The 22,423-nt window shown below is 71.1% G+C and carries 21 protein-coding genes; 10 read left to right on the plus strand and 11 right to left on the minus strand.

Annotation, left to right across the window (positions count from 1 at the left end):
- Positions 1–33: 33 nt before the first annotated feature.
- Complete coding sequence (locus tag HW566_RS02935; protein WP_178010260.1) at positions 34–504, plus strand: DUF805 domain-containing protein; 471 nt, start codon at positions 34–36, stop codon at positions 502–504.
- 31 nt (positions 505–535) lie between these two features.
- Here the strand turns inward: HW566_RS02935 and HW566_RS02940 are convergent, their stop codons facing one another.
- The gene (locus tag HW566_RS02940; protein ID WP_178010262.1) at positions 536–967 is read right to left on the minus strand and encodes a GbsR/MarR family transcriptional regulator; all 432 of its coding nucleotides are present in this window, start codon (positions 965–967) and stop codon (positions 536–538) included.
- Positions 964–1,728 (minus strand): alpha/beta fold hydrolase, encoded by a 765-nt coding sequence (locus tag HW566_RS02945; RefSeq protein WP_218621643.1) that lies wholly within the window; start codon positions 1,726–1,728, stop codon positions 964–966. The genes HW566_RS02940 and HW566_RS02945 overlap by 4 nt, the downstream gene beginning before the upstream one ends.
- 152 nt (positions 1,729–1,880) lie before the next feature.
- On the opposite strand from HW566_RS02945, the gene HW566_RS02950 reads away from it, so the two are divergent.
- The 6 genes from HW566_RS02950 (at position 1,881) to HW566_RS02975 (ending at position 7,579) form a co-directional block, all read left to right on the plus strand.
- Positions 1,881–2,576: an SDR family oxidoreductase gene (locus HW566_RS02950; protein WP_218621644.1), complete on the plus strand. Its 696-nt coding sequence runs from the start codon at positions 1,881–1,883 to the stop codon at positions 2,574–2,576.
- A 206-nt stretch (positions 2,577–2,782) separates the two neighbouring features.
- Complete coding sequence (locus tag HW566_RS02955) at positions 2,783–3,658, plus strand: helix-turn-helix transcriptional regulator (protein WP_178010265.1); 876 nt, start codon at positions 2,783–2,785, stop codon at positions 3,656–3,658.
- Positions 3,655–4,224: a sugar O-acetyltransferase gene (locus HW566_RS02960; protein ID WP_178010267.1), complete on the plus strand. Its 570-nt coding sequence runs from the start codon at positions 3,655–3,657 to the stop codon at positions 4,222–4,224. Before HW566_RS02955 ends, HW566_RS02960 begins: the two co-directional genes overlap by 4 nt.
- Positions 4,225–4,303: 79 nt before the next feature.
- Positions 4,304–4,885: a winged helix-turn-helix domain-containing protein gene (locus HW566_RS02965; RefSeq protein ID WP_178010269.1), complete on the plus strand. Its 582-nt coding sequence runs from the start codon at positions 4,304–4,306 to the stop codon at positions 4,883–4,885.
- A 47-nt stretch (positions 4,886–4,932) separates the two neighbouring features.
- Entirely contained in the window at positions 4,933–6,177 is a 1,245-nt protein-coding gene (locus tag HW566_RS02970; protein WP_256728845.1) for an MFS transporter, read from the plus strand.
- A 61-nt stretch (positions 6,178–6,238) separates the two neighbouring features.
- Entirely contained in the window at positions 6,239–7,579 is a 1,341-nt protein-coding gene (locus HW566_RS02975; protein WP_178010273.1) for an alpha-amylase family glycosyl hydrolase, read from the plus strand.
- Between the two features lie 159 nt (positions 7,580–7,738).
- On the opposite strand, the gene HW566_RS02980 is transcribed toward HW566_RS02975, so the two are convergent.
- The 7 genes from HW566_RS02980 to HW566_RS03010 all read right to left on the minus strand — a co-directional run bounded on the left by HW566_RS02980 (position 7,739) and on the right by HW566_RS03010 (position 17,985).
- Positions 7,739–11,200: an error-prone DNA polymerase gene (locus HW566_RS02980; RefSeq protein ID WP_178010275.1), complete on the minus strand. Its 3,462-nt coding sequence runs from the start codon at positions 11,198–11,200 to the stop codon at positions 7,739–7,741.
- The gene (locus tag HW566_RS02985) at positions 11,200–12,747 is read right to left on the minus strand and encodes a DNA polymerase Y family protein (protein WP_178010276.1); all 1,548 of its coding nucleotides are present in this window, start codon (positions 12,745–12,747) and stop codon (positions 11,200–11,202) included. The genes HW566_RS02980 and HW566_RS02985 overlap by 1 nt, the downstream gene beginning before the upstream one ends.
- A 1-nt stretch (position 12,748) precedes the next feature.
- Positions 12,749–13,420 (minus strand): hypothetical protein, encoded by a 672-nt coding sequence (locus tag HW566_RS02990; protein ID WP_256728933.1) that lies wholly within the window; start codon positions 13,418–13,420, stop codon positions 12,749–12,751.
- 177 nt (positions 13,421–13,597) lie between these two features.
- Entirely contained in the window at positions 13,598–15,301 is a 1,704-nt protein-coding gene (locus HW566_RS02995) for an endo-1,4-beta-xylanase (protein ID WP_178010278.1), read from the minus strand.
- A gap of 34 nt (positions 15,302–15,335) precedes the next feature.
- Entirely contained in the window at positions 15,336–15,833 is a 498-nt protein-coding gene (locus HW566_RS03000; protein ID WP_178010280.1) for an HNH endonuclease, read from the minus strand.
- A gap of 314 nt (positions 15,834–16,147) precedes the next feature.
- Positions 16,148–17,041, minus strand: coding sequence for a M23 family metallopeptidase (locus HW566_RS03005; protein ID WP_178010282.1), 894 nt, complete (start codon positions 17,039–17,041; stop codon positions 16,148–16,150).
- Positions 17,042–17,286: 245 nt separating this feature from the next.
- The gene (locus HW566_RS03010) at positions 17,287–17,985 is read right to left on the minus strand and encodes a metal-dependent transcriptional regulator (protein WP_178010284.1); all 699 of its coding nucleotides are present in this window, start codon (positions 17,983–17,985) and stop codon (positions 17,287–17,289) included.
- 124 nt (positions 17,986–18,109) lie between these two features.
- Here HW566_RS03010 and serC point away from each other — a divergent pair, with 124 nt between their 5' ends.
- Complete coding sequence (serC, locus tag HW566_RS03015; protein ID WP_178010286.1) at positions 18,110–19,222, plus strand: phosphoserine transaminase; 1,113 nt, start codon at positions 18,110–18,112, stop codon at positions 19,220–19,222.
- Between the two features lie 76 nt (positions 19,223–19,298).
- On the opposite strand, the gene HW566_RS03020 is transcribed toward serC, so the two are convergent.
- Both HW566_RS03020 and HW566_RS03025 read right to left on the minus strand, forming a co-directional pair.
- Positions 19,299–19,907 carry a DUF3027 domain-containing protein gene (locus HW566_RS03020; RefSeq protein ID WP_372955786.1) on the minus strand — a complete coding sequence of 203 codons (609 nt, stop codon included), beginning with the start codon at positions 19,905–19,907 and terminating at the stop codon, positions 19,299–19,301.
- Positions 19,900–20,283 carry a cold-shock protein gene (locus HW566_RS03025; RefSeq protein ID WP_178010290.1) on the minus strand — a complete coding sequence of 128 codons (384 nt, stop codon included), beginning with the start codon at positions 20,281–20,283 and terminating at the stop codon, positions 19,900–19,902. Before HW566_RS03025 ends, HW566_RS03020 begins: the two co-directional genes overlap by 8 nt.
- Positions 20,284–20,395: 112 nt before the next feature.
- On the opposite strand from HW566_RS03025, the gene HW566_RS03030 reads away from it, so the two are divergent.
- Both HW566_RS03030 and HW566_RS03035 read left to right on the plus strand, forming a co-directional pair.
- Positions 20,396–20,671, plus strand: a complete 276-nt coding sequence (locus tag HW566_RS03030) for a multidrug ABC transporter ATPase (protein WP_178010291.1) — start codon at positions 20,396–20,398, stop codon at positions 20,669–20,671.
- A gap of 1 nt (position 20,672) precedes the next feature.
- The gene (locus HW566_RS03035) at positions 20,673–22,412 is read left to right on the plus strand and encodes a helicase-associated domain-containing protein (RefSeq protein WP_178010293.1); all 1,740 of its coding nucleotides are present in this window, start codon (positions 20,673–20,675) and stop codon (positions 22,410–22,412) included.
- Positions 22,413–22,423 lie beyond the last annotated feature (11 nt).

Raw genomic sequence — 22,423 nt, forward strand, 5'->3', positions numbered from 1 at the left:
GATCGGCGCGCGAGCTCAACTCTGGAGGACCCCGTGACCTACGCCGCCGCTCCGCACCCCGCCGCCCCCGGGGCCTCGTCGCTCTCCCAGCCGCTCTACGGCGCCTCGTTCGGCCAGGCGTTCGCGCGCTTCTGGCAGAAGTACGCCACGTTCTCGGGCCGCGCCAGCCGCAGCGAGTTCTGGTGGTGGTACCTCGCGCACGCGCTGGTGGTCATCCTCATCTTCGCCTTCATGGTGATCGGTGCCATCGCCGGCATGACGACCGACCCCATCACCGGACGCACCGAGCCCGGCCCCCTCATCGGGGTCGGCGCGGGCCTTCTCGTTCTGTGGCAGCTCGCCACGCTCGTGCCGACGATCGCGATCTCGTGGCGGCGCCTGCACGATGCGAACCTGGCCGGACCGTTCTGGTTCATCGGCTTCGGGTTCGGCGTCGGCGCCGTCGCGCTGATCATCCTGCTCGCCCTGCCCTCCAACCCCGCCGGAGCGCGCTTCGACAGGTGACCGCGCCACCCGGGCCCGGCTCGGCGGCGCGCTAGTGGCGGTTGCGGAGGATCTCGTCCCCCGCGTTGACATAGCCGTCGAACAGGTCGATAACGTCCTCGAGTCTTCGCTCGGCGACAGATCCTGGTGCGACGAGACCGCGCCCACTCGCGAGGGCGTTCACGAGCGTGCGAGCACGACGCTGCGAAGCTTCGAGCAAAGACTCCAAGCCCTTCGTCGCCTCTACGAGCACCCGGCGACTTCCTGCCTGAGGCACGGTTCGGGCGAGTCCCCAGGCCGCCAGCTCCCGCGTCGAGGTGCTCACCTGTCCTTTGCTCAGGCTGACAGCGGCTCCCAGATGGTCCAAGGAGACGGGGGCCTCTTCGAGGAGGAGTGCGCCGTACACGCGCCCTGTCGCCCTCGAGAGGTTCCACGATCCGAGAAGGTCGCCCACGGCATTGATGAAGTCGTCGTCTTCACTCATCGGTCATCCTCCAGAGCGCCCAAGAAGCGGAGCAGCGCCGCGGTGACCGCTGCGGGGGAATCCTGGCTGGGCACATGACCAGCCCGAGGGATGACGATCTCTCGGATCCCCTCTCGCCGGGCCCAGGCCGGCATCGCTTTGGCGATGTTGCCGGTTCGGTCACGATCTCCGACGAGAAGGAGGAGCGGAACCGGAGTGCGGTAGTTCGGGTCGGGGTTGACCAGCGAGACGGTCGCCTGCCAGATCGCGAGAAACTCGCTCTTGGGCACATGGGCGAACGCCCGCGCGAGATCAGAACGAGCAGAGGGTGTGACGGCGGATGCCTTGGCCATCATGTCGGGAAGGAAGCGCTCCGGTATCAGCGCGAGCATCGGCGCGGCCGCACGAAGCAGCAGCCGCTCCATCGAGCTGAGCGGCCCGGCATTCCAGGTTGCATCCACGACCGCCACGCCCGAGTAGCCGTCCGGGTCTCGCCGCACCAGTTCTTGCGCGATGTTCCCGCCCAGGGAGTGACCGACGAGTACCGGTCGGGACAGGCCCAGTTCGACGATCAGCGCCGCCGCGTCGGCCACGAGTTGCTCGGCGGTGATCGCCGACACGTTCGGCCTGGACAGCCCATGCGCTCTCATGTCCCACTGGATGCAGCACCACCCTGCCTTGGAGAGCGCTTCTGCTTGCTCCTCGAACATGACGTGATCGGCCCCGGCACCGTGCAGGAAGAGGACCGGACGCCCCGTGCCTCCGGAGTCGTCGAACGCCACCGTGCACCCGTCGAGGTTCAGTCGTCGATTCAAGTTCGCCATTTACTGAACATAGCAAACGTCGGGTGGCAGCGGTTCACTGAGCCCGAGCGGGCCGCCCTGGCACCGTAGGAACCCATGTCCACCCCATCGCGGCCGACCGTGGCCACGAGGTGGTCCCGCTCTCGCGCCGCGACGGCCACGACCTCGAACGCGGTACCGACCTCGCCGCGGCGCTCGACGGCGTCGACACGATCGTCGATGTGACCGGCGTCCAGACACTCTCGCGGCGGCGGGCGACGACGTTCTTCGACGCTGCGTCTCGCCACCTGCACCAGGCCGGCGCCGCCGCGGGCGTCGGGCACATCGTGGCGCTGTCGATCGTGGGGATCGACGGGGTGGACGCCGGGTACTACGGCGGCAAGCTCGCCCATGAACGCGCCGTCGAGCGCGGGCCGCTGCCTTTCTCGCTGCTGCGGGCCACCCAGTTCCACGAGTTCACCGAGCAGACGATCGCGCGTGGCTCCCTGGGCGCGGTGACGGTCGTGCCGACCGCGCGCATCCGTCCCGTCGCCGCGCGCGAGGTCGCCGAGCGGCTCGTGACTCTCGCCACGGGCGCGCCGGTCGGCCGCGCGCGCGACCTCTCGGGCCCGCGCGATCATCGACTCATCGATCTGGTGCGGGCGGTTCTCGACGCCCGCGGCATGCGCAGACCCGCCATCGAGGTGCGGCTGCCCGGAGCTTTCGGCCGCGCGATGGCCTCGGGGCGACTGCGCGGCACCGCCGACGCCGATCGCGCCGCCATCACCTTCACTGCTTGGCTCGACAGTGCGGATGCCGCGCGCGACGCCAGCGCGCCGGAACGCTAGACCGGCCGAGGCGCGGCCGAACAACGCCCGCCCGGAACGATGCCGGCCGCCCCGGGCGTCGCCCGCTCGATTTGTGCGGCCGAACCTGGTTCGCCGTCTGCGGACGCCCTGCGGCCGCTCGCCGGCTGGGCGGCGACGTCCCCCGGTATCAGCGGTGTACTGACAGAGCATCCCTTGCCTGCCGTGAGCGCCGTACCGTGAACGGCATGGACAACAAGGCCGAGGTGCGCGAGTTCCTCATGACCCGGCGAGCGCGACTTTCTCCGGCAGACGTCGGCCTTCCGGCCGGCGTGAACCGGCGGGTCGCCGGCCTTCGACGCGCGGAGGTCGCGACGCTCGCCGACGTCAGCGTCGAGTACTACGCCAAGCTCGAGCGCGGCGACATCGCGGGTGCGTCGGCGGGCGTGCTCGAAGCGCTCTCGCGCGCCCTGCTCCTCGACGAGACCGAGCGGATGCACCTGCTCGATCTCGCGCGCGCGGCCGACGGCATCCCGACCTCCGGCCGCGCGCGCCGGCGTGCGACGGCGCAGCAGCCCGCACGACCGAGTCTGCAGCGCGCCCTCGACGCCATCACCGGCGGCCCCGCGTTCGTGCGTGACCGGCACCAGAACCTCGTCGCGACGAACGCGCTCGGAGCGGCGTTCTACTCCCCCGTCATCGGCACGAGCGGACGGGTGCCCAACCTCGCCCGGTTCCAGTTCCTCGACCCGGCCTCGCGCGACTTCTACCCCGACTGGGAGCTGTTCGCCCACATGTGCGTCGGCATCATGCGGGTCGAAGCGGGACGCGACCCGCATGACCGGGCGATGCAGGATCTGGTCGGCGAGCTCACCACGCGCAGCGAGACCTTCGCCCGGCTCTGGTCGGCGCACGACGTGCGCACCCACGGCACCGGCACCAAGCGCTTCCACCACCCCATCGTCGGCGAGCTCACCTTGGTCTACGAAGAACTCGCCATCACAGCCGAGGACGGTCTGGTCCTGCTCATCTACACGGCCGAGCCTGGGTCAGCCTCGGCCGAGCGGCTGCAGATGCTGGCGAACTGGTCGGCGACGGTTGCCGCGACGCGGGCGGACGCATGACGTTCCACGACCTCCTCGCCGCCCTCGACGCGGGACAGACGATCACCGGCGGCTCGCCGTTGCACGCGGCCATGCACGACACGAGCCAGGAGGCGCTCCGCATCGCGGGTGAGCTGAACGCGGGCTACCACGAGCCCGCTCGCGTGCGCGACCTGCTCGCTCAGCTCACGGGACGACCGATCGCCGAGACCGTGACGCTGTTCCCGCCCTTCACCGCCGACTTCGGCAGGAACATCCGGCTCGGCGAACGCGTCTTCATCAACTCCGGGTGCCGTTTCCAAGACCAGGGCGGCATCACGATCGGCGATGACTGCCTCATCGGGCACAACGCCGTCATCGCGACGCTGCAGCACGACATCCACCCCGATCGACGCGGCGACCTCATCCCTGCGCCCGTCACCCTCGGACGCAACGTCTGGCTCGGGGCGAACGTCACCGTGCTTCCCGGTGTGACGATCGGCGACGACGCCGTCATCGGCGCCGGGTCGATCGTCACGAAGGACGTGCCCGCGGCATCCGTCGCCGTCGGCTCGCCCGCGCGCGTCGTCCGCGGCGTCCTCGCCTGACCGGTCACAGCGCGCGGCGCGAGGACCGGGGTGCACAAGAGGTGTTGCGCAACACTTCTTGTGGATCTACGGTGAGGAGATGACCTCCGACGAGCGATCCACCTCCCGGCTCGAGACCGCGGCGGCGATGCGCGTGCTCGCGCATCCGACGCGGCTGCGGCTGCTCGGCATCCTGCGCGAGAACGGCCCGCAGACCGCCGCCCAGCTCGGCGACGTCGTCGACGAGGCGCCGGGCACGATCAGCTACCACCTGGGCAAGCTCGCGTCGATCGACCTCATCGAGCCCGCCGAGCCGCGCAGCTCGGACCAGCGCGAGAGGTGGTGGCAGGCGGCATCCGCGCTGACGACCTGGGAGCCGGTGGAGCATCTCGCCGATCCGGCGCACCGGGCAGCCTCGTCGGCTCTCGAGAAGTCGATCGCTCAGATCTACGCAGCGCGCTACAGCGAGTACATCGATGCGATGCCTGTCCTTCCGGCCGAGTGGGTGGCGGCGGGAACGACCGGCGACCGGACGCTGCGACTGACGGCGAACGAGCTCGCCGCGATGCGATCCGACCTCGAGTCCCTCGTGCAGCGCTGGGAGGAGACCAGCGCGCGGCACGGCGAGGACGACGACACCGCGCCGGTCGCCCTCGTCTACCAGGCCTACCGCCGACCGTGACGGCGACCGCCCCCTCGGCCCGAGCCGCGAATCCGACTCCACGGCGGGTGGCGTCCCGGGCGCTGTACTCCCTGCTGTCGGCGCACGCCATCTCGCAGACCGGCAATGTCGTCACGGCCTTCGCCATCCCGTTTTATGTTCTGAGCACCGGCGGTTCCGGTATCGAGGTCGGTCTGGCCGCGTTCGCCGCGACCGCTCCCGCGATCGTGGGCGCGGTGTTCGGCGGGGTGGTCATCGACCGCATCGGCGGGCGCCGAACCGCCATCGTCGCCGATGTCATCAGCGGAGCGACCGTGCTCGCGATCCCGGCGCTCGCCCTGACGGTGGGACTCCCCTTCTGGGCGCTGCTGCTGCTGGTCTTCGCGAGCGGCGTGCTCGACACCCCGGGCCAGATCGCGCGCCGCGTGATGCTGCCCGAGCTCACCGAGGCGGCACACATCAGGATCGAGCGGAGCGTCGGCCTGCTCGACGGGTCGGAGCGCCTCTCCAAGCTCATCGGAGCCTCCGTCGCCGGCGCGCTCGTCGCCCTCCTCGGCCCCATGGCGGCGCTCCTCGCGAACGCGGCGGCGTTCTTCGTGTCGGCGACCGTCACCCGCTGGATGGTGCCCGCCACCACCGTCCGGATCGCCGGCGACGGCCCTGAGGCAGCAGCCCCGCGTTCCTCGTACTGGCGCGAGCTGCGCGATGGGCTGCGCTTCGTCGTGCGCGATCCCCTCATGCGCCTGATCATCGGCCTCGTGCTGGTGACGAACCTGCTGGATGCGGCCCGCAGCGGCGCGTTGCTGCCGCTGTATGCGGACACCGAACTGGGCGGCGCCGCCGATCTCGCCGTGATCGTCGCCGTCATGGCCGGATGCGCCCTGGCCGGGAACATCGCGTTCGGCTTCATCGCCCACCGGATGCCGCGGCGCCTGACCTTCGCGCTGTGCTTCATCGTCGCCGGTGGGCCCTCGACCGCCGTCTTCGCCCTCGGGGCGCCGTTCCCGGCACTCGTCACCGCGGTGGGCATCTCCGGGCTCGCGGCCGGCGCGCTGAACCCCATCCTCGGAGCGGTCCAGCTCGAGCGCATCCCGGCCTCGATGCGCGGGCGGGTGTTCGGCCTGCTCAACGCCGGAACGTGGGCGGGAGTCCCGCTCGGGGCCCTCCTCGGCGGCATCGCCGCGGACGGCCTGGGCCTGTTCGTGTCGTTCGGCATCGTCGCGGTCGTCTACACCGTCGCCACCGCCCTGCCGCTGACGGGCGGTACCTGGCGGCTGATGGAACGGCCACGCGAGGACCGGACCGCACCCTAGGTCCGATCGCCGCATCTCGCACGCCGTTCCCAACCCGGATGCGCTCGTGTTGACTGCGAGGATGAGCAATTGGGTCGAGACCGTCATGTGGTGGCACGTGTACCCCCTCGGATTCACTGGAGCCCCGATCCGGCCGGACGGTTCCGACGGCGACGAGAGGGATTCCGCGGTCGTCCACCGGCTCGCGCGCATCGAGGCGTGGCTCGACCACGTCGTCGAGCTCGGCCTGAACGGGCTTCTGCTCGGCCCGGTGTTCGCCTCGAGCACGCACGGCTACGACACGACCGATCACTTCCGCATCGACCCGCGCCTCGGTGACGACGACGACATCGATCGTCTCATCGCGGCCGCCCACGAGCGCGGCATCCGGGTGCTGTTCGACGGGGTCTTCAACCACGTCGGACGCCACCATCCCGCGTTCCGCGCCCTCGAGGAGCAGGGGCCGGATGCCGACACCGCCGGCCTGTTCCGCGTCCGGTGGGACGGCTGGCAGCCCGGCGATCCGGTCGACGCCGACGTCTTCGAGGGGCACGACGCTCTCGTCGCCCTGAACCACGACTCCCCCGCCGTGGCCGACCTGGTCGTCGATGTCATGACGCGCTGGCTGGGCCGCGGCATCGACGGATGGCGGTTGGATGCTGCCTACGCCGTACCGCCTGCCTTCTGGGCAGAGGTGCTGCCCCGGGTGCGCGCCGAGTACGCCGACGCCTGGTTCCTCGGCGAGGTCATCCACGGCGACGCGGCCCGCATCGTCGAGGAGTCGACGATCGACGCGCTCACCCAGTACGAGCTGTGGCAGGGAATCTGGCACGGCATCGCCGACCGCAACCTGTTCGAGCTGAAGCACGCGATCGAGCGCAACAACGAGCTGCTGTCGGTCTTCGCACCCCAGACGTTCGTCGGCAATCACGACGTCACCCGGATCGCCTCGGCGATCGGCCCCGAGCTCGTGCCGCATGCGCTCGCTGTGCTGTTCACGGTGGCGGGCGTGCCATCGGTCTACGCCGGCGATGAGTACGGCTACGAGGCCGTCAAGGAGGAGCGCCTCGGCGGCGACGACGCGGTACGCCCCGCCTTCGCCGATGCTCCGCCTGTCCCGAGCTCGCTGCCGGCGAGCGCGCAGCACCTTCTCCGCACCCATCAGCAGCTCATCGCGCTCCGGCGGCAGCATCCCTGGCTCCACCGCGCCCACACCGACGTGATCCACACCGACAACACCGCGATGGTGCTGCGAACGGCGACCGGCGACGCCGCCGTCATCACCGCCCTCAACCTGGCCGACGTGCCCGTGACCGTGGCGATCGCCGATGCGACGCGCGTGCTCGCCGGCGCAGCCGACCTGCAAGACGGCAACGCCATCCTCCCTCCACTCGGGTGGGCCGTGCTGACGTCTACCCCCTGACGTCAAGCGACGATCCGCGTCGGGTCGGCGGTGCTCACGCCTGCCCCCAGCACGCGAGCCGACCCGAACGGCTGTCTCCCGTCGCGTCAAGCGACGATTCGCGTCGGGTCGCGCCACCGCCACCGCCACGCGAGGCTTCGCGTCCAGCCGCCACGCGACTCACCGGAAGTCCCGCGACCGGTGCTGGACCCCGACCCGCAGGTCCTCGAACGCATCGGCGAGGAGGTTCACGACGCCCTCGTTCGACCGCTCCAGGATGCCGCGGACGATCAGTGCGGGACTGTCGCGCACGACGCGGCGATACCGCTGCCAGACTCCCGTCGAGCAGATGACGTTCATGAGACCGTGCTCGTCCTCGAGGTTGAGGAACGTGATGCCCGATGCCGTCGCCGGCCGCTGCCGGTGCGTGACCAGCCCGGCGATCTCGACGCGACGGCCGGTCTCGTGCTCGCGCAGGTCGCCGGCGGTGAGCACGCCGCGGGCATCGAGCTGCGATCGGTAGTGCGTCATCGGGTGGTCGTCGGGTGAGATGCCCGTCGCCCAGAGGTCGGAGGCCAGCACGTCGTAGCTCGACTGGTCGGTGAACAGCGGCGGCTGCACGGCGATGAGCGAATCGGGCAGGTACTCGATGCGGTCCTGCGCGGCCGATCCCGCCAGCCAGATCGCCTCGCGCCGGGTATGCCCGAAGCACTCCAGCGCCCCGGCGGTCGCGAGGGCCTCGAGCTGCGTGGTGTCGGCTCCGGTGCGTCGCACGAGGTCACGCATGTCGCGATAGGGACCGGATGCCTCGCGCTCGGCCACGATCCTCTCGGCGAACTTCTTGCCGATGCCGGTGACCGCGGCGAGCCCCAGCCGCACCGCGAACCCGCCGTCACGTCGATGCTCGGCGGACTCGTCGGGGGCGTTGATGTCGAACACCGGCACCGGAGGCTGCTCGCCGAGGCAGCTGTCGCGCCCCGTCGGGGCGGCCCTGCCACCCGCGGTGCGGTCTTCCGCGGGCACCCCGGGCGCCGCGGCCGGCCGGGCCGCCGCATCCCCATCCACCAGTTCGAGCAGCGCCTCGCTGCCCGACCGGTGCAGGTCGGGGCGCCGCACCTCGACCCCGTGCCTCCGGGCGTCGGCGGCGAGGGTCGCCGGGGAGTAGAAGCCCATGGGCTGGGCGCGCAGCAGCCCGGCGAGGAAGGCCGCCGGGTAGTGGAGCTTGATCCACGAGCTCGCGTAGACGAGCAGACCGAACGAGAGCGAGTGGCTCTCGGCGAAGCCGAAGTTCGCGAACGCCTGGATCTTCGCGTAGATGTCGTCGGCGGCATCCCCCACCAGGCCGTTCTCGGCCATGCCCGCGTACAGCTTCTGCTTGAGCGAGTCGATGCGCTCCACCCCGCGCTTGGACCCCATCGCCCGCCGCAGCAGATCCGCGTCCTCACCCGAGAGCCCGCCGATCACCATGCCCATCTGCATGAGCTGCTCCTGGAAGACCGGCACCCCGAGCGTGCGCTCGAGCACCCCCTTGAGCTTCGGGTGCGGGTACGTCGTCTTCTCGTACCCGAGCTTGCGCCGCACATACGGGTGCACCGCGCCACCCTGGATCGGCCCCGGCCGGATCAGGGCGATCTCGATCACCAGGTCGTAGAACCGGCGCGGCTGCAACCGGGGCAGCAAGCCCATCTGCGCGCGCGACTCGACCTGGAACACCCCGATCGAGTCGGCCCGGCACAGCATGTCGTAGACCGCCGCCTCGTCTTTCGGCAGGGTCGCCAGCTCGAACCTCTCTCCCGTCGCCCCCGCGATGAGGTCGAAGCAGTACTGCAGGGCCGCGAGCATGCCGAGGCCGAGCAGGTCGAACTTCACCAGCCCCATCCAGGCGGCGTCGTCCTTGTCCCACTGGATGACGGTGCGGTTCTCCATGCGCGCGTGCTCGATCGGCACCACCTCGCCGACGGGACGGTCGGTCAGCACCATGCCGCCGGAGTGGATGCCGAGATGCCGCGGCGCCTTCAGCAGCTCGGCGGCGTAAGCGAGCACCCGTTCGGGGATGTCGTGGTCGGGTCCGGTGTCGAGGTTCGCCCCCCACCGCTCGACCTGCTTCGACCAGGCATCCTGCTGCCCCGGCGAATGCCCGAGCGCTTTCGCCATGTCGCGCACGGCGTTCTTCGGCCGGTACTGGATGACATTCGCCACCTGCGCGGCCCGCTCGCGCCCGTAGGTCTCGTAGACCCACTGGATGATCTCCTCGCGCCGGTCGGAGTCGAAGTCGACATCGATGTCGGGCTCCTCCTCGCGCAGCGCCGAGAGGAAGCGCTCGAACGGCAGCTGATAGTAGATCGAGTCGATCGCGGTGATGTCGAGCAGATAGCAGACGGCACTGTTCGCGGCCGAGCCCCGCCCCTGACACAGGATGCCGCGGCGCCGCGCCTCCTGCACGATGCCGTGGACGATGAGGAAGTAGCCCGGGAAGTCCTTCTGCTCGATGACGCCGAGCTCGCGCTCGATGCGGTCCCGGTCCTTCTCGGGCAGATTCGGGTACTTACGGGGCACCGCCTCCCAGACGAGGTGGCGGAGCCACGTCATCGGCGTGTGCCCCTCGGGCACCGGCAGCTTGGGCAGGGCGGGTTTGGCCCGGCGCAGCGGGAACGCCAGCTCGTCGGCGACCGTGACCGTGCGAGCGACGGCACCGGGGTACCGTCGGAAGCGACGCGTCATCTCGGCGCCCGAACGCAGGTGCGCGCCGGCATGCGCGGGCAGCCAGCCGTCGAGCTCGTCGAGCCCGCGGTTGGCGCGGACGGCGGCGATCGCTGCGGCCAGGTGCGCCCGTTCGGGAACCGCGTAGTGCACGTTGTTCGAGGCCAGGACCGGCAGCCCGCGGTCGCGGGCGAGCCCGGCGAGGATGTCGTTGTGCCGGGAGTCGAGCGGTTCGCCGTGATCGATCAGCTCGACCTCGATCGCCTCGCGGCCGAACCGGGCCACGAGCGCGTCCAGCTCAGCGGCGGCCGCGGCGGGCCCCCGCTGCACGAGCGCCTGCCGCACGGCGCCCTTGCGGCATCCGGTGAGGATGCTCCAGTACCCGCCCGCGGCATCGGCGAGGTCGTCGAGCCGGTACCGCGGCTTGCCCTTCTCGGCGCCGGCGAGCTGCGCCTGGGTGAGCGCGCCGGCCAGGCGGTGGTATCCCTCCTCGCCCCGGGCGAGCACGAGCAGGTGCTCACCGGGCGGATCGGCCTCGTTGCGGGCAGCCCCTACCCGCTGCGGCAGCTCGAGCGAGAGCTCGGCGCCGAACACGGTCTTCACGGCGAGCTGCTCGGCCGCTTCGGCGAAGCGGACGATGCCGTAGAAGCCGTCGTGGTCGGTGACGGCGAGGGCGTGCAGGCCCAGCCGCTCCGCCTCCTCGGCGAGCTCTTCGGGTGACGACGCACCGTCGAGGAACGAGTACGAGCTGTGCGCGTGCAGCTCGGCGTACGGCACGGCGTTCTCGGGGCGTTCGATCGCCGGCGCGGCGTACTTCCCGCGCTTGCGCGACCACGCCGGGCTGTCGCCGCCATCGGCGCCCGGGGGCGCGCTGGGGGTGCGGTTGCCGCTGAGGAGCCGCTCCATCTCCGACCACGACACCGACGGATTGTTGAACCCCATCAGTCGTACCGCCCCTCGGCCAGCCATTCGCCGCCGTCGCACACGAGCAGCCAGGCGGTCTGCGTCGCATCGACCATCTGGAACCGGTGGGCGCGTCGCGCGCGCGTGGCATCCCATTGCCGTTCGGTCACCGGCCACGGTCCCGCCCACGATCGGATGCCGCGCGACCCGTTCGCCGACACCAGCGCCACCGGGGCCGCGGTCAGCTCGCCGCGCCCGTCGACGGCCACCATGTCGCCGTCGCGGTCGACCACGGCCAGCGGCAGCGCGCGCTCGAACACCGTGGTGGGCAGCGGATCGGGCAGGCTTCCCGGCCACGGCCGCCCGCGCTCACTCGCGACGGGGCGATCTCCCCAGGGCACGAGCACCTGCCGCTCGGCGAGCCAACGCCCGCCGCCCACCACCGGTGTGACGACGCCCGTGTGCCCGAGCATGGCCTGCACCCGCGACAGGGCGTGGTGCACCCGCTGCTCGGGACCCGACCCGAACAGCGAGACGGCATGGTGGGATGCCGCATCGACGGCCTCGGGCTCGAGCGTGACCCGCGCCACGCCGCTCGAGAGCTTGCCGCTCTCTGCGAGCTGCCAGCGCACCCGGTCGACCACGGCCGCGGCGTCGAACGTGCCCGGATGCAGCCACACCCGGTTGCTCGTCTCGCCGCGGTCGCCGGTGAGGACGACGCGCAGCTCGGTGCACACCAGATCGACGGCGCCGAGCCCCGAGACGAACTCCTCGGCCGCGACCCTCACGCCGAACGCCACCTGATCGGCGATCTCGAGCGGCGGCTCGAACGCCACCTCGCGGTGCAGTTCGGGCGGCGGGGTACGCGGTGTGACGGGTCGGGAGTCGGCTCCGGCGGCGAGGGCGTGAAGCCGGGCGCCGCGGGGTCCGAAGCGTTCGACCAAGCGCTCCGGCGCGATGGCGGCGAGGTCGCCGAGGGTCTGCACGCCCAGCCGGGCGAAGAGGTCGACGGAGTCGTCGTCGAGCACGGCGATCGTGAGCGGGGCGAGGAACTCGGCCGAGTGCCCCGCCTCGACGACCCGGATGGGCCGGTCGGCTCGCGTACTCATCCGCGCGGCCTGCTGCGCGGTGAACGGCCCGTCGGCCACCCCGGCCCGGGCATCGAGGTCGCCCTCGGTGACGGCGGCGAGCAGCGCACCCGCGGCCTCGGTCTCGCCGCCGTAGAAGCGAGCGGGGCCCCGGACCCGCAGCGCGCACAGGCCCGCCTCGAGCACCTGTACCCCCGGCGCCATCTCTTCGAGGCGCGCGACGATCGGGGCGAACTGACGGTGCTCGCGCACGGGGTCGGCGTCGGCCACCCGGAGCGAGGGGCATCGGGCCTGCGCGTCGCGTCGACGCTGCCCGCGCCTCACCCCGTCGGCACGCGCGGCGGGCGAGCAGGCCGCCACCATGCCCTTTTCGAACACCGCGATCGGGTCGCCGATGCTGCCGCCGCTCTCGCGCACGAGAGCGACGACCGGCCAGTCGGGCACCCACACGACGAGGCTGCGGACCGGCTCGAGGCCTTCACCCTGCTGCGCGGCCATCTCAGACCGCCCGCCGCATCGGGATCGGCTCGTTCTCGAACGTCTCGCGCTGGGGAGCGATGCCCGTGCCGTGCGCGGGCTGCGGAGCGGCCCCGAGCGCCCCGTCGGGCGCCGGCAGCAGCATCCGCGACGAACGCGGCACGGGGAAGCGCCGGCTCGAGACGGTGACCGTGAGCTCGCGGTCGCTGAGGTAGCCGTCCCCGTCGCCCAGGCCCGACCAGCGCGGGTCGGTGACATCGAGCATCGCTTCGGTCTGCGGCCACGGCCCCTGCACGAGCAGCACCGTTCCCCGATCGCGCAGCCTTCCGGCGAGCTTGGCGATGTCGGAGTCCTTCGCCCGCTCGGGCGGGCGCACCGCGACCACCGGGAGCACGTCGGCGATCGTCGCGGTGACGGCCAGCCAACGGGCCCCCGGATCGGGGATCAGCACGACCCGCGACAGGTCGACGCCGGCCGCCTCTGCCGCCTCGGCCCCGAAGCCCGGCATGCCGACCACCCCGCACCACGACCCGGTCTGCGACGGCTGAGCCAGCAGGGCGAACAGCAGCGACGACGAGGAGCCGAGCGAGTAGGCCGCGCCGGGACGCAGTCCCCGTCCGGGCAGGAGGCCGGCCAGCGCGGGATGGGTGGGCAGCACCGGCGCATCGAGGCGTCGCCCCTGCATCCGCTCCATCTGCGCGCGCAGGCGCTGCACGTCCTCAGCGGCAGCGGTGTTGCGCACGATCGACCTCACTTCATCAGGCTAGAACATATGTTCTAGGCCTTCAATGTCGAGATCGAAGATACGACCGACTTCGGACATCGCTCCCCGCTGCCCGTCGCGACCGGGAGCTTCGCGGGGAGTCGATGTTCAGTCCGCGAGCACCCGCCTCACGGCGTCGTACGCCGGAGTCTGCTCCCCGTCCGCGAACAGGAAGTCGTGAGCCCCCTGCAGGTCGCCGTCGTCGTCGACCCACCAGTCGTACCGGTCGTCCACCCCCCACGTGGTGTACGAGACGCAGGCCTCCGAGCGGAGGCAGGTCGCCAGCACCGTGGCGTACTGCTCGGCCTGGGCGTCCTGACCCTCGCTGTCGGTGACGTCGTTCTCCGAGATCCGGACGATCAGCCCGGCATCCTCGAACGTGTCGAGTGTCGTCTCGAGATCGTCGGCCGAGATGGCGTCGGTGTCGAGGTGGTAGACGTGGGCCTGGAGGCCGACACCGTCGATGTGGCCACCGCCTTCGTTGGTGTCGAGGGCGAGCCGGAGCAGGGCGTCCTGACGGGGCCCCGGGACGTCGGCCCCGTTCTCGTTGATGAACTGCCTGACATCCGGGTCGGCGTCGTGGACCGCTTGCGAGACCACAACCGGGTAGCCCGGCCCGAAGACCCGGTACCAGATGTTCTGCTGGAGGTCGGTTCCCTGGTCGACGTCGAACGGCTCGTTGACGACGTCGAGCGAGTCGAGGCGGCCTCGGAAATGCGTGACGACGGTGGTCACGTAGTCGATCAGCGCCTCGGCGCTCGCCCGGCGCTCGTCCTCGGAATCGGCGGGGAGCTCCTGCATCCAGCGGGGCATCGCCTCGGTGAAGGCGATGGTGTGGCCGTGCACGGCGATTCCCTTGCTCTCGGCGAGATCCAGGAGTGCGTCCGCCTCGTCGAAGACGTACTCGCCCTGCCGCGGTGAGAGCGCCTGCGGCTTCATCGCGTTCTCGGGGGTGAGGGCGCCGAAGTCGCCCACGAACTCGTCGGCGTACTCCGCGTCCGAGGCGAGCGGGCCGAGCGCGACAGCGGCACCGATCCGGAAACCGGGGCGGGCGCGGTCGGCGAGGGATTGCAGCCCGTCCGGGGAGGGCTGGGCGCCGGCTGCGACGGGACCGGCCGCAGCCAGGGCAGCACCCGCCGGCGCTTCGGCGATGAACGAATCGACCGAGAACGACCCCGCTTCGCTCGAGAGCCCGAGCCAGAGCTCACCGGAGGAGAAGACGTCGCCCAACGACGAGGACGACACCGTCTCGCCACCGCTCGCGACCTCGAGCAGATCCCCGGACCGACGGATCGAGAGCACCGCTTCGGGATCGGAAACAGTCGCGTGCTCGACGCTCGCCGGCTGCGGGTCGGTCACCGTTTCGCCGGGCGAGCCGTCGAAGACCGCGATCCGCAGGTCGAGGCCCTCGAGCGTGAGTCGCAGCCCGGCGGGCTCGATCCGGAACTCGTCGGCGATCACCGGTGGGCTGTCGTAGACCGCGAGCGTGGCGTCGGCGGTCACCTCCGAGAGCGACACGCTGAGCTCGACATCGCCCCCCGTGATCAGATGTGTTCCCACGAGGTTCACCGGCGGATTCGGCTGGCCTCCGCCGCCGTCCTGCTCGACGATGGTCATCGCCGTCGGAGAGACCCGGAGAGCGTCATCCTCGGCGACGACCCCGGGCATGTGCCGCCAGTCCTGCTGGAGCAGGTCGATGACGGTCCCGCGCTCCGCCGACCGATCCGTCGAGGTGCAGCCCGCCAGGGCGATGACAGCGCCGACGACGACCACGACGGTTGTCGCGCGCGCGAGCTGGCGGAAGCGGTCCATGAGACCAACGTAGCGAGACCCGCCGGCGCGGCGGTCAGGCCGCGAGGCTCAGATACGGCTCCCACATCGGGTCGGTGCGCTCGGTCCCGCGCACCGTCCACTGCGGACCCCGCGGTGGCTTCGGCGCCCAGCGCAGCTCCCACCCCATCTCCTGAGGCGTGTGGTCGCTCTTGAGGTTGTTGCACCGCAGACAGCACGCGACGAGGTTCTCCCACGAGTTGCTGCCTCCCCGTGAGCGCGGCAGCACGTGGTCGATGGTCGACGCGGCTTTGCCGCAGTACGCGCACCGGTGGGCGTCGCGGCGAAGCACCCCCCGCCGGGTCACCGGGACGCGGCGTGCGTTCGATATCCGGACGTACCGGGTCAGCACGATGACCGCGGGCCGCTCGTAGATCCCGTCGATCCCCAGGACGGGGTCGTGCACGACGTGCTCGACGATCGTCGCCTTGTCGTTCAACACCAGGAGGAGTGCCCGGCGGAACGACACCACGGCGAGGGGTTCATACCCGGCGTTCAGTACCAGAGTGCGCATCTTGTGTCCTCACGAACTGCCCTGACGGCTTCAGCGGATGTTCGATGATCGACGTCGCGCACTCCGTGCGGGCAGGTCCCGCGAGGGTGCGAGCACGAAAAAAGGCGCCGTCATGAAGACAGCGCCTTGATCGGCGGCCGGGGCCGCAGTGGTGCACACGATGCCGCAGGACATAGCGACCGATCGCATTCACGGTTCGAATGCTTGGTCCTCGTCCCATCGGCTCCCCCTCGGCGTGCGCGAGCGTCGCGTTCAGGGTAGTACACACCCGTGCCCGTGAAGGTCGCCGGAAGGTGAACGGATGATGCGTGTCGTCAGCCCGCGTTGGCGACGAGCCACGACTCGGCGTTCATGTACGTGCCGTCGATCACGATCTCGAGGTGCAGGTGCGTGCCGAAGGCCCGGCCGGTGTCGCCGACCTGGCCGAGGAGCTGCCCCGCTGAGACGGTGTCGCCGACCTGGACGGCGCGAGTGCCCCAGTCCATGTGCGCGTACAGGCTCGTGACGTTGGTGCCGTTGATGTTGTGGGCGACCTTGACGTAGACGCCCCAGCCCGGACCGCTCTCGCTCGAGGCGACGACGGTGCCGTCGGCGACCGAGTAGATCGGGGTGCCGCGGTCGGCCATGTAGTCGGTGCCCCGGTGGCCGGCATAGGGGGTGCCGAAGTTGTTGAACGACATCAGCGGGCGCCGCACGAGTCCCGAACCGGGAGCCACGAGCGGAACGGACTGGCTGTACGACGCGGTCGAGCTGCTGGCCGAGATGCGGTTGGCCAGAGCCTCGGCGGCGGCCTTGGCAGCGGCCTCCTCGTCCTTCTTCTTCTGGATCTCCTCAGGCGTGGTCGCCGTGAAGCCGCTGCGATCGAGGGCGGCGGGAGAGGCCTCGGAGGCGACGACGATCGACTGCGCGTTGTCGGCTGCCACCTGCTGCAGCGTCATCGCGTCCGCCGAGGTCGCGCGGACCGCGGCGAAGGCCGGGATGGCGACGGTGGCCACGAGACCCACGACGGCGGCGACAGTGAGGCCGCTGCGGACGGGATGGACCTTCCGACGGCGACGGGCGGCACGGTTCTGGGCGGTCGCGAGTTCTCGGTTCTGCTTCTTCGCCACCGGGAATCGCAGTCGGGATCGCAGGGCGCTACCGGTGCGGTCGGGATTCGTCGCGTCGACGTCGGGTACGTCCGCCGACGAATCTTTGTGTTCAGCCAAATCAGTCCTCCGGCGCCTCCGCGAGAGTATTCACGCTGGCTCGTCGATACTGCGTGACGAGCACGCGACGTTTCGGGTGTCACCGTGTGGACGACGAGCCGAAGAGGCAATCCACGCAGCGGTCTCGGGCGGGCTTCTCGCCTGAAGACTTCTCGAGGCTACCGGAAGGTAACGAATAAGTCACGTTAGGGCCATCATCCCCACCCGACGCTCAGTGTCGGCGCGACGGATCGCGAGAGGCCGGATCAGTCGCGGCGCGTGAGGAAGATGTGAGATGCCACCTCGACAGGGAGCTCGAGCCCCTCCTCGAGGCCGTCCATCTGCACGAGGACGTACCCCTCCGAGAACTGGAAGGTTCCTTCGCGACCCGGCACCACACCGGCACCGCGCAGCTGCTGGAGCAGCTCGGGGTCGACCTGCGCCGGCTCAGCCAGACGTCGGACGGTCCCTTCGATCGGACCACCCGTCTCGTTGAGCAGGCGCACGAGTCCGACGACGCCGTCGTCGAAGGTGCGCGCCGGCACGTCGCCGAGCTGGTCGAGACCGGGGATCGGGTTGCCGTAAGGAGACTCGGTCGGGTGGCCGAGCAGTTCGATGAGGCGTCGCTCGACGAGCTCGCTCATCACGTGCTCCCAGCGGCACGCCTCTTCGTGCACGTACGCCCAGTCGAGCCCGATGACGTCGCTGAGCAGGCGCTCGGCCAGACGGTGCTTGCGCATCACGTCGACCGCCTTCTGGCGCCCGCTGCCGGTCAGCTCGAGCGAGCGATCCTCCGAGACGACGACCAGTCCGTCGCGCTCCATGCGTCCCACCGTCTGCGACACCGTGGGGCCGGAGTGACCGAGGCGCTCGGAGATACGGGCACGCAGCGGGACGATCGCCTCTTCCTCGAGCTCGAGGATGGTACGCAGATACATCTCTGTCGTGTCGATGAGATCGGTCATCACTGCCCTTGTCGTACGCGTGGTCTGGAGGATCCCAGCCTATCCGCTGGACCGGCCATCGAAGGCTGCCCTCGGCCCCGGCGGGCGGCACGGGCGACGCCGGCCGGGCCCCTAGAATCGGCACATGGCGCACGTCACTCTGCCCCGAGACATCCTCCCCCGCGACGGCCGCTTCGGCTGCGGTCCCGCCAAGATCCGTCCCGAGCAGGTCGCTGCTCTGTCGGGTCCCGGCTCGATCCTCCTCGGCACATCGCACCGCCAGTCGCCCGTGAAGAGCCTCGTCGGCCAGGTCCGCTCGGGTCTCTCCGACCTGCTGCGCCTCCCCAACGGCTACGAGATCATCCTCGGCAACGGCGGTTCGACGGCGTTCTGGGATGCCGCCGCCTTCGGCCTGATCGACCAGCGCGCGCAGAACCTCGTCTTCGGCGAGTTCGGCGGCAAGTTCGGCGCCGCCGCCGCCGCGCCCTGGCTCGAGGCCCCCGACATCCGCAAGGCCGAGCCGGGATCGAGCATCGCCCCCGAGGCCGTCGCCGGCGTCGACGTCTATGCCTGGCCGCACAACGAGACCTCCACCGGCGTCGCCGCCCCCGTCCGCCGCGTCGTCGGCGACGAGGGCGCGCTCACCGTGATCGACGCGACCAGCGCCGCCGGCGGCATCGACTTCTCGGTGTCGCAGTGCGACGTCTACTACTTCGCGCCGCAGAAGAACCTCGGCTCCGACGGCGGCATCTGGTTCGCCGCGGTCTCGCCCGCCGCGATCGAGCGCATCGAGCGCATCGCCGCCTCAGGGCGCTACATCCCCGAGTTCCTCAGCCTGAAGAACGCGCTCGACAACTCGCGTCTGAACCAGACGCTGAACACGCCCGCCGTCGCGACGCTGTACCTGCTCGACAAGCAGCTCGAGTGGATCCACAGCAACGGCGGCCTGCAGTGGGCCGCCGATCGCACCGCCGAGTCCTCCTCCGCTCTCTACGACTGGGCCGAGGCCTCCGAGCACGCCACCCCGTTCGTCGCCGACCCGGCCGACCGCTCCCCCGTCGTCGTCACGATCGACTTCGACGAGTCGGTCGACGCCGCCGCCGTCGCCAAGAGCCTGCGCGGCAACGGCATCGTCGACACCGAGCCGTACCGCAAGCTCGGCCGCAACCAGCTGCGCGTCGCGACGTTCGTCTCGATCGAGCCCGACGACGTGCGTCAGCTGATCAAGTGCATCGACTACACGATCGAACGCCTCTGATCGCAGAGCCCGGAACGACGGAACGGATGCCGCATCGCGCGGCACCCGTTCTTCGTGTCGTCAGCGGATCGCGGGCTCAGCGCTCGTTCGGCGCCTCGTCGTGGACCGACTCGTCGTCGTCGTCCTCGTCGTCCGACTCGTCGTCGTCGTCGTCATCGTCGTCGTCGGAGTCGTCGAGCGCGTCGATGTCGACGCCGTCGACGTCGCCGGCGTGGGTGACGGCCGTGCTGTCCTCGACGTAGTCCTCGTCGTCGGCGTCCTCGTCGTCCGCATCCTCGTCGTCGGCGAGGTCGTCCTCGTCCTCGTCGAGGTCCGCGCTCTCGTCCGACTCATCGGCGTCATCGGACTCGTCCTCGTCCGTTGCCGCCTGCGCCGCCTGATACTCGGCGAGCCGCACGGCCCACGGCGTCCAGTCGGGAGCGAGCAGCGCGCCGACGGCGGGGAGCAGTTCGACCTCGAGCACCGTCGGCTCGGCGTCCTCGACCACGGCGACGCTCACGGTCCACAGCCACCCCGGGTAGCCGGGGAGGCGATTGGCGAAGCGCAGCGAGACGACGCCGTCGCCCTCGTCGACGTAATCGACGGGCTCGCCGACGGTCGTCGCCGGGGTCACCTCGGCCAGGGCCGCGCGGGCGAGATCGTGTGCGGTCAGCAGCCGCTCGTCGAGCGGTGCGGACTCAGGCATCGAGGTCATCGGCGACCTTGCGCAGCACGGCGGCGATCTTCTTGCCGTGACCCGAACTGGGGTAGCGACCGCGGCGCAGGTCCGCGCCGATGCCGTCGAGCAGCTTCACGAGGTCCTCGACGATGATGGCCATGTCGTCGGCGGGCTTGCGGTTGCGCTTGCTGAGGCTGACGGGGGCTTCGAGCACCCGGACGGCGAGCGCCTGCAGGCCACGCTTGCCATCGGCGACACCGAACTCGAGACGCGCGCCCGGCTTGAGCGAGGTGGTGCCCGCCGGGAGGGCCGTGGCGTGCAGGAAGACGTCCTGGCCGTCGTCGGAGGAGATGAACCCGAAGCCCTTCTCCTCGTCGTAGAACCTGACCTTGCCGGTGGGCATGTGCGTACCTCGCTGTGACGGCCCGATTTTCACGGGCAGAACGGAATGCCGGGACGGTGTGCGCCCCGACATCCAGCCTACGGCACCACCGCGAGCCGCTACGCTGATGCGGATGAGCACCCCGAGCCCGAGCGATGACCTGCCGGTCCGCCGCATCGACCGCGTCCTCGCGTTCATGTCGCTGGGTCTGCTGATCCTCGCGATCGTCTGCTTCTTCTCGATCATCATCGGCACCGCCACGGGAATGGAGCAGGCCGACTTCGCCACCGGCGCATGGCCCACCGTGACGGCCCTGGTGTGGATCGCTCCCCCGATCGCGTTCGCGCTCCTGTTGGCGGTGCTCATCATGACGTTCGTCCGACGGAGCCGGGCCAACAAGGGACGGTGACGTGTCTCCCGTCGACGCCCGTGCCCTCGCGAGCTGGCTCGCCGCGGCGGACGACGACGCGCTGATCGCCCTGCTCCGCGCCCGCAGCGTCTCGCCCGATGCCGCCTGGGCGGATTTCTTCGACGCCGCCGAGGCGCTGCTCGACCCGACGGCGGTGGCCAAGGCCGCGCCGATCCTTTCGCGCCCGCTCGTCGAGGCCATCGACCGAGCCCTCGCCTCGGACGAGCCGATCGGACCCGGTGACGAGCTCGACCGGCTGGTCGCCCTCGGCTTCGCCGCGCCGACGGGAGAGCCGTACGCGGGAGTCGCCGCGGTCTGGGCCGACCTGCCCCGCAGCACGGAGGCGGCGCCCGAGAGTACGCAGACGCCCGACGAGGCGACGCGAGAAGACGACGCGCACTTGGCCGAGCGAGCATTCACGGCACTGTCGTCGCTCGCCGATGTGCTGTCGCTGGCCGCGCCGTCCCCCCTCGGCCGCACCGGGACCGGCACCCTCGGCGCCGGCGACCGACGCCGGCTGATCGAGGCCGGGGCCGTGGCCGACGCCGAGGCGGCGGACCTCGTCATCGCGATCGGCGCCGACGCGGAGCTCCTCGCCGCCGTCGACCGCGAGTGGCGGGTGACCCCAGAAGGCAGCGCCTGGCTGCTGCGCGGCACGGTCGAGCGCTGGAGCACCGCAGCGCATCGGCTCCGTGACGCGCTCCCCGCAGCCTTGCGCACCGACGCCGGCGGATGGATGCCGCTGCGCGACTGGCCCTGTGCGTACCCACTCGATCCGGCGTGGCCGGCGCGCGCCGCCCGCCTCGCGGCGCAGTGGCGTCTGTGGGCCATCGTCGACGCGTCGGGGCGACCGGCGTCGTGGGCCGCTCCCCTGGCCGCCGGCGGCGACGTCGACGACGACGCCCTCCAGCAGCACCTGCCCGGCGAGGTCGATCGCATCTTCCTGCAGAACGACCTCACCGCCATCGCGCCGGGCCCGCTCCATCCCGCGATCGACGCCCGGCTGCGCCGAGCGGCGCGTCGGGAGTCCCGCGCACAGGCATCCACCTACCGGTTCTCGGCCGAGTCCATCGGGTCCGCCCTCGCCGCCGGCGAGGACGCGACGTCCCTCGCCGACTTCCTCGCGAGCATCTCCCTCACCGGGCTGCCGCAACCGTTGGCCTACGAGCTCGAGCGCGCCGCGCGCCGCCACGGCCGGTTGCGCGTCGGGCTCGACGCGACCGGTCGTACCCAGGTGACGGCATCCGAGCCGGGGGCGCTCGATACGCTCGCAGTCGACCAGGCGCTCCGTCCGCTGGGGCTGGTCGCCGACGGCGACCGACTCGTCAGCCGCAGCTCGGTCGACGCGGTCTTCTGGATGCTGAGCGACGCCCGCTATCCGGTCGCCGCGGTCGACGAGCACGGGGCCGTTCGCGCGCTCGACCGTGCCCGCCTCGCAGAGCCCGCCGACGCCTCCCGCCCCTCCGGACCCGACCCGCGGCACCGCACGCTCGTCGAACGACTGCGTGCCGCGCACGATGCCGGAGATGCGGATGCCGCGTGGCTGGGACGCGAGCTCGAGCGGGCCGTCAGGGCCCGCGCGGTCATCGTCGTCAGCGTGCGCCTCCCCGACGGCACGACCCGCGAGTTCGTGCTCGAGGCGACGGGTCTCGGCGGCGGTCGTCTGCGCGGGCGGGACCGGGCCTCGGACGTGGAGCGGACGCTGCCGGTGTCGAGCATCGTGTCGGCGCGTCTCGCCTGAGGGGCCGCCGC

Source organism: Microbacterium oleivorans (assembly GCF_013389665.1).
In the GTDB taxonomy this organism is placed as follows: Bacteria; Actinomycetota; Actinomycetes; order Actinomycetales; family Microbacteriaceae; genus Microbacterium; species Microbacterium oleivorans_C.

Excerpts from the sequence above, each read along its gene's own strand:
- HW566_RS02940 (WP_178010262.1), bottom strand. The coding sequence starts at position 967 with ATGAGTGAAGACGACGACTTCATCAATGCCGTGGGCGACCTTCTCGGA.
- HW566_RS02955 (WP_178010265.1), top strand. The coding sequence starts at position 2,783 with ATGGACAACAAGGCCGAGGTGCGCGAGTTCCTCATGACCCGGCGAGCG.
- HW566_RS02960 (WP_178010267.1), top strand. The coding sequence starts at position 3,655 with ATGACGTTCCACGACCTCCTCGCCGCCCTCGACGCGGGACAGACGATC.
- HW566_RS02965 (WP_178010269.1), top strand. The coding sequence starts at position 4,304 with ATGACCTCCGACGAGCGATCCACCTCCCGGCTCGAGACCGCGGCGGCG.
- HW566_RS02975 (WP_178010273.1), top strand. The coding sequence starts at position 6,239 with ATGAGCAATTGGGTCGAGACCGTCATGTGGTGGCACGTGTACCCCCTC.
- HW566_RS02980 (WP_178010275.1), bottom strand. The coding sequence starts at position 11,200 with ATGGGGTTCAACAATCCGTCGGTGTCGTGGTCGGAGATGGAGCGGCTC.
- HW566_RS02985 (WP_178010276.1), bottom strand. The coding sequence starts at position 12,747 with ATGGCCGCGCAGCAGGGTGAAGGCCTCGAGCCGGTCCGCAGCCTCGTC.
- HW566_RS02990 (WP_256728933.1), bottom strand. The coding sequence starts at position 13,420 with ATGGAGCGGATGCAGGGGCGACGCCTCGATGCGCCGGTGCTGCCCACC.
- HW566_RS02995 (WP_178010278.1), bottom strand. The coding sequence starts at position 15,301 with ATGGACCGCTTCCGCCAGCTCGCGCGCGCGACAACCGTCGTGGTCGTC.
- HW566_RS03000 (WP_178010280.1), bottom strand. The coding sequence starts at position 15,833 with ATGCGCACTCTGGTACTGAACGCCGGGTATGAACCCCTCGCCGTGGTG.
- HW566_RS03010 (WP_178010284.1), bottom strand. The coding sequence starts at position 17,985 with ATGACCGATCTCATCGACACGACAGAGATGTATCTGCGTACCATCCTC.
- serC (WP_178010286.1), top strand. The coding sequence starts at position 18,110 with ATGGCGCACGTCACTCTGCCCCGAGACATCCTCCCCCGCGACGGCCGC.
- HW566_RS03020 (WP_372955786.1), bottom strand. The coding sequence starts at position 19,907 with ATGCCTGAGTCCGCACCGCTCGACGAGCGGCTGCTGACCGCACACGAT.
- HW566_RS03025 (WP_178010290.1), bottom strand. The coding sequence starts at position 20,283 with ATGCCCACCGGCAAGGTCAGGTTCTACGACGAGGAGAAGGGCTTCGGG.
- HW566_RS03030 (WP_178010291.1), top strand. The coding sequence starts at position 20,396 with ATGAGCACCCCGAGCCCGAGCGATGACCTGCCGGTCCGCCGCATCGAC.